Genomic DNA, 5,020 nt, shown 5'->3' on the forward strand with positions numbered 1-5,020 from the left:
AATATTTCATTTCACTCATTAAATAATACAAATTGGTAAAATCAATTTCATTTTATCCCTTTTTCAACAATCTAAGGCACTGCTAAGAGCAAGCAGTGCCTTTCTTTTTTTCAAGCGGACAGACAAGACAATAATCAAGACTCTCCGATTTTTTCTCAAGCTTATAGTACATACAGCAAGTCTTCCGGTTGGATGCTTCCAGTAAACCCTCATCTAAGTTTAAACTGTGCTCGAATGGATTTTGCTTTGCTCCAAATACATCCCCCGCCGCTTGCTTCAGAAAAAGATAATCCTCCCGCACGCGCTGCTTCACCGCAGACTCCTCTGTTTCCCGCATCATACTGCGATAAAGAGAATTGATACGAACCGCTACATTCTCCCATAAAATAGAATGCGGGAGTCTTGATGTTCGCTTCAGCACATCTAAAAGAGGTGTGACACACTCCGTAAATAGCGTGCGGACGACCTGCTCTCTCCACTCATGACGATCTCCTTCTAACTGAACAAATGAACAGAACGTTTCATCTAGCTCAATTTTACGATCTTCTCTAAAGACACACGCCTCTGGTGAAAACCGGTAGACAGCATCATACATCGTCATCAAGTACAAAGTAGAACTAACCGCTAAGTATGCATAGCGCTTTGAGAACATGGACGCCGCCACTGCTAGATTCGGTGCATGCATCGCTTCCTTTTCCGCTTCCAATAAACGTCTGACAGATGCTTCTGAAAAAAGCGCAGCCAGTGTGCGATCAGATGTCATCGGTCCATTTGTGATGTGTACCCCGAAATCAAGTAATTCTCTCTCAACCCACTCTGGCCTCATATCAAAACCCCCATCTTTCGTTTAGCGATTTCGCTGTTGATATAACAAATAGATAAAGAACGGTGCACCAATTGCCGCCGTAAAGACACCTGCTGGCACATCTAATGGAAGAAAAGCCGTTCTCGCAACTAGATCTGCCAGCATCACGAGAATACTTCCAACAAGCGCAGATGCCGGGACAAGCGCAATGAATGAACGACCGATGATCATTCTAGCCACATGCGGTGCCATGAGTCCGACAAATTCAATACCACCTGCAAATGCAACGGCAATACCGGCTAGTGTCACACTCATCAGCAGAAAGAATAACCGCTTCGCCTGTACCTTGACCCCAAGACCTGTTGCAAGATCATCCCCAAGCTCCTTCACATTCATCGTTCTTGCTAACACCATGACAATTGGTAAAATGATCATCACCCAAGGAAGCATTGCGGTAACGTCCTTCATCGTAGAGCCATATAAACTTCCAGTCAGCCAGATGTAAGACTTGGTCGTGGTCATCGTATCACTGAGAACTAAAGTAAACGTCACACACGCCTTCATAATGGCGGAAATCCCAATACCCATCAGGACAAGCGTGATCGGCTTGACGCCTTTTTTCCATGAAAGCAAATAGATCAGGCAAGACACCACAAAAGCACCTGCAATCGCCCACAATGACTGATAAGCAATGGGTACAGTGCCCATCCAAAAGACGATAAACATAATGGCACCAAATGAAGCACCGCTCGTAATTCCTATGATGTCAGGCGATGCAAGCGGATTTCGAATGAGACCTTGTAAAATAAGTCCTGATACCGCAAGTGCCGCTCCTACTAAAACCGCAAGTAGCGTCCGTGGAATCCTCAGTGTATTTAATACAAACGTATTTCCTTCTCCCTGCCCAATTAAATGAAGCAGCACATCTTGCGGCGGAATGAACCGGCTGCCCATACAGAGACTCAAAATAAATAAGCCAAAGGCAATAGCCGTCAATAAAAGTAAGATCAAACATGTCCGCTTTGAAAATTGAAATGAAATGCGCCCGCCCTTTGAACGCACTGTATATGTTTTAGCCACCTGTCTTCAACCCCTTGCGCACGAGATAAACAAATAGAGGCGCTCCTGCTATTGCTGTCATGACGCCAATTGGCACTTCCTGCGGCATGATTAGAAAACGAGCCGCAAGATCTGCGACAAGTAAAAGCGACGCCCCCACAACGGCACAATACGGCAGTACCCAGCGGTGGTCTGGTCCGACAATCTTTTTCACAATATGCGGCACAAGAAAACCGACAAAACCAATCGAGCCTGCAACAGCGACGGAACCACCTGCTAAAAAGACGACGAGTACCCCCATCGTCATCTTCAAAAGCAGCGTACGCTGGCCAAGCCCTTTGGCAATATCATCCCCCGACAAAAGGACATTGATCGAGCGGCCAAGTAAAAGCGCCACCACAGTCGCACCTAGAATATAAGGCAAAACAGGCAGCAGCATATCAATACTTCTTCCTGACACTGAACCCGCCATCCAAAACAGGATACTTTGAATCGACTGTTCATTCACGATTAAAAGTCCTTGAGTAAAAGATGCAAACAGGGCGGATATCGCAGCACCTGCGAGCACAATTTTGACCGGTGTCAGCCCATCTCTTCCAATAGAGCCCAGTAGAAAAACGAGCATCCCTGCAATCGCAGCACCTAAAAAGGCTGTCCACATATAGCCTGTTAACGACTCTGTAGAAAAGAATATAATGGAAATGACGATAAAAAATAGTCCACCTGCATTAATACCTAATAAATCAGGCGCAGCCAGCGGATTTCTTGTTAATGCCTGCATGAGTGCACCTGAAATCGCTAGACTTGACCCAACGACTGTTGCGATTAAAGCTCTTGATAATCTGGATGTCATGACAATCACACTGTTCGGATCTGATTCATCGAAATGAAGAAAAGCATGGATGGTGGCTTTGAGGGAAATGGAGGTTTGCCCAAGGGAAATACTGAGCATAAAAAAGACCAACATCAACACGATGAATCCAGCAAAAAGCAGTGCCTTGCTTGAATCCTTTTTTAATAGACTTCTCATTTGATTCCCGCTTTCAATCTGTTATGGAAAAAGGAGAAAATGGTCTTTTCACATTTTCTCCTCCGTTATCCTTATTGATCAATTCCTAGACGATCATAAATATCATCAAGCATCATGTTTGCAGCAATGATACCGCCTGCCATGTTCCAAGTGATTTCATCCACTTTATGTACTTGCTTCGCTTTGACTGCGTCAAGCTGCTTCCATAAAGGATGACTTGTCCACTCTTTATATGCTTTCTCGACCGATTTATCCTGATCATCCATGAAGTAATAAATCACATCTGCATTCATTTGCGGAATGCTTTCTTTGTCTGTAAGTGTCACGATATCTTGCTTTTTATCTTTGACATTCTTTGGACCTTCAAATCCTAGTTCTGTTAAAATCGAACCCGCGAATCCCGTTTGATAGATTCTCGCATGATCAGCACGGAAATTGACAACCGCTACATTCATCGGCCAGTTTTTAATATTCTTTTTCGCTTTTTCTTTGAAGTCAGCGACACGGTCATCCCACTTCGTCAGCAATTCTTTTGATTTATCTTGCTTATTTAACGCTTCTCCCATCAATTTCACTGTATCTTTAAAAGTGAACACTGTTTCTGTTGCAACAGTTGGAGCGATTTCTTTCAGCTGATCAAAAATTTGCTCGTGACGAACTTTTGATGCAATGATCAAATCTGGCTTGAGCTTTTCAATTTCCTCTAAGTTTGGCTGTGTTTCCTGCCCAACTATTTTGACACCCTTTAAATCATCTCTTAAATATTTATAAGTAGGTGTTTCAAGCCATGATTCTACAACACCAACTGGTTTAATGCCCATAGCGACTGCTGCATCCGTTGCTCCTTGGTACAGCGTCACCACACGTTTCGGCGACCCTTTTATTTCAGTTGAACCGATAGCGCTTTCAACGGTTCTTGTTTTTTCTTTACTATCTGACTTGCCTTCACTGCTATTGCTGCCACAAGCTGCAAGTAAAACGATGGAGAGCACAACTAATAGCGACCAAAAAGATTTTTTGAACATGTACCTCACCTATCCATTCTATATGTAGTCATATCGTTTGATAACGATTCTCATTATCACACTATGATTTTATCATAGAAAAGGGTGGTGTCAATGGAATTTTTTAAGAAAATGGGAGAGTGTTGACTATTTGTTCATGTTAAATGGAATTTTTGCACATTTGGATGGTGCGACCGATGCTAGTAAAATGGACAAATGAGCCTATGAAAATTGTATCGATATACGTGTCATCAAGTAAACACGCACGCACAATTAGTTCGTGATCACACAAAAGGGTACTTGTTACATGTTCGGCACACAGCGTTTTATTGAGTGAGCATAAGAGTAAGGAGAACACAAAAAAGAAGACGAATGATGACCACTCGTCTTCTTTTTTCCTCATTTTACTTCTTCATACTCATGAGCTGAGACGTGCTTTAATGGTATTCACCAAAGTCGGCCGGATGTCGCTGCCTTGCTATCTGCTCAATTCCATCATTGGAACAATGCTATTTCTGAAGGACGGAGCTCTCTTCAGTACGTTAGGTTAAAGTGATTTAATATGGTTCAATGGCGTTTACTTCGCGTCAGCTGACGTATGTAAAAGTCCATGATAAACCGAAAACAAATCCATTGCATTGCTGCGGCGAAGTAACACACCTCGATAAAAAAACAAAAGAAAACACAACGCTGAAGGCATTTGATTATTAAGTGATATCATAACGCTATCACTCGAAAATAAATGCCCTCAAAAAGCGTTGTGCATCAATGTTTTTTATTAACCAATAGAACCTTCCATTTCAAACTTAATTATTTTTGGGAATCACACACAAATATATGTTCTCTCGTTGGCGTGATTCCTGCGGTTTATATTTGTTTTACGTCATATAAAATAATAAGCCGTCATATGTTTGTGAGTGTTTTGTGGGTGTACCCACATAAATATATATTAATGAAGGAAGTGAAATACATGAACATAAATAAACTAAGATCATTCCTTTATAAAACATCAAAATACCTTGGTGACGTTAACGCCGTTCAAAAGGGTACTATCGGAAAACGTATCATGCGACGTGCTGCGGGTAAAGCATACGGAAAGATAATGAAATAGATATTTAATTA

Annotated in this window: 6 protein-coding genes; 2 read left to right on the top strand and 4 right to left on the bottom strand. The window is 42.2% G+C overall.

Annotated elements, in window-relative coordinates; all coding sequences use genetic code 11:
• Positions 1 to 82 precede the first annotated feature (82 nt).
• The 4 genes from BA1_RS17865 to BA1_RS17880 all read right to left on the bottom strand — a co-directional run bounded on the left by BA1_RS17865 (position 83) and on the right by BA1_RS17880 (position 3,919).
• Positions 83 to 826, bottom strand: coding sequence for an IucA/IucC family C-terminal-domain containing protein (locus tag BA1_RS17865; RefSeq protein ID WP_008362050.1), 744 nt, complete (start codon positions 824 to 826; stop codon positions 83 to 85).
• A gap of 21 nt (positions 827 to 847) precedes the next feature.
• Positions 848 to 1,885 carry a FecCD family ABC transporter permease gene (locus tag BA1_RS17870; protein WP_008362051.1) on the bottom strand — a complete coding sequence of 346 codons (1,038 nt, stop codon included), beginning with the start codon at positions 1,883 to 1,885 and terminating at the stop codon, positions 848 to 850.
• Positions 1,878 to 2,894, bottom strand: coding sequence for a FecCD family ABC transporter permease (locus BA1_RS17875; RefSeq protein ID WP_008362053.1), 1,017 nt, complete (start codon positions 2,892 to 2,894; stop codon positions 1,878 to 1,880). Before BA1_RS17875 ends, BA1_RS17870 begins: the two co-directional genes overlap by 8 nt.
• Positions 2,895 to 2,965: 71 nt before the next feature.
• Positions 2,966 to 3,919: an ABC transporter substrate-binding protein gene (locus tag BA1_RS17880; protein ID WP_008362055.1), complete on the bottom strand. Its 954-nt coding sequence runs from the start codon at positions 3,917 to 3,919 to the stop codon at positions 2,966 to 2,968.
• A gap of 419 nt (positions 3,920 to 4,338) precedes the next feature.
• On the opposite strand from BA1_RS17880, the gene BA1_RS19605 reads away from it, so the two are divergent.
• Positions 4,339 to 4,449 carry a DUF418 domain-containing protein gene (locus BA1_RS19605; protein ID WP_237739244.1) on the top strand — a complete coding sequence of 37 codons (111 nt, stop codon included), beginning with the start codon at positions 4,339 to 4,341 and terminating at the stop codon, positions 4,447 to 4,449.
• A 19-nt stretch (positions 4,450 to 4,468) separates the two neighbouring features.
• Positions 4,469 to 4,609 (top strand): hypothetical protein, encoded by a 141-nt coding sequence (locus BA1_RS19610; protein WP_237739245.1) that lies wholly within the window; start codon positions 4,469 to 4,471, stop codon positions 4,607 to 4,609.
• Positions 4,610 to 5,020: the final 411 nt, after the last annotated feature.

Origin of the sequence: Bacillus xiamenensis (genome assembly GCF_000300535.1) — a bacterium.
Taxonomy (GTDB): domain Bacteria; phylum Bacillota; class Bacilli; order Bacillales; family Bacillaceae; genus Bacillus; species Bacillus xiamenensis.

What these genes read in the sequence shown, in the direction of transcription:
- BA1_RS17865 (WP_008362050.1), bottom strand. Translation starts at nt 826, where the DNA reads ATGAGGCCAGAGTGGGTTGAGAGAGAATTACTTGATTTCGGGGTACAC.
- BA1_RS17875 (WP_008362053.1), bottom strand. Translation starts at nt 2,894, where the DNA reads ATGAGAAGTCTATTAAAAAAGGATTCAAGCAAGGCACTGCTTTTTGCT.
- BA1_RS17880 (WP_008362055.1), bottom strand. Translation starts at nt 3,919, where the DNA reads ATGTTCAAAAAATCTTTTTGGTCGCTATTAGTTGTGCTCTCCATCGTT.
- BA1_RS19605 (WP_237739244.1), top strand. Translation starts at nt 4,339, where the DNA reads ATGGTATTCACCAAAGTCGGCCGGATGTCGCTGCCTTGCTATCTGCTC.
- BA1_RS19610 (WP_237739245.1), top strand. Translation starts at nt 4,469, where the DNA reads ATGGCGTTTACTTCGCGTCAGCTGACGTATGTAAAAGTCCATGATAAA.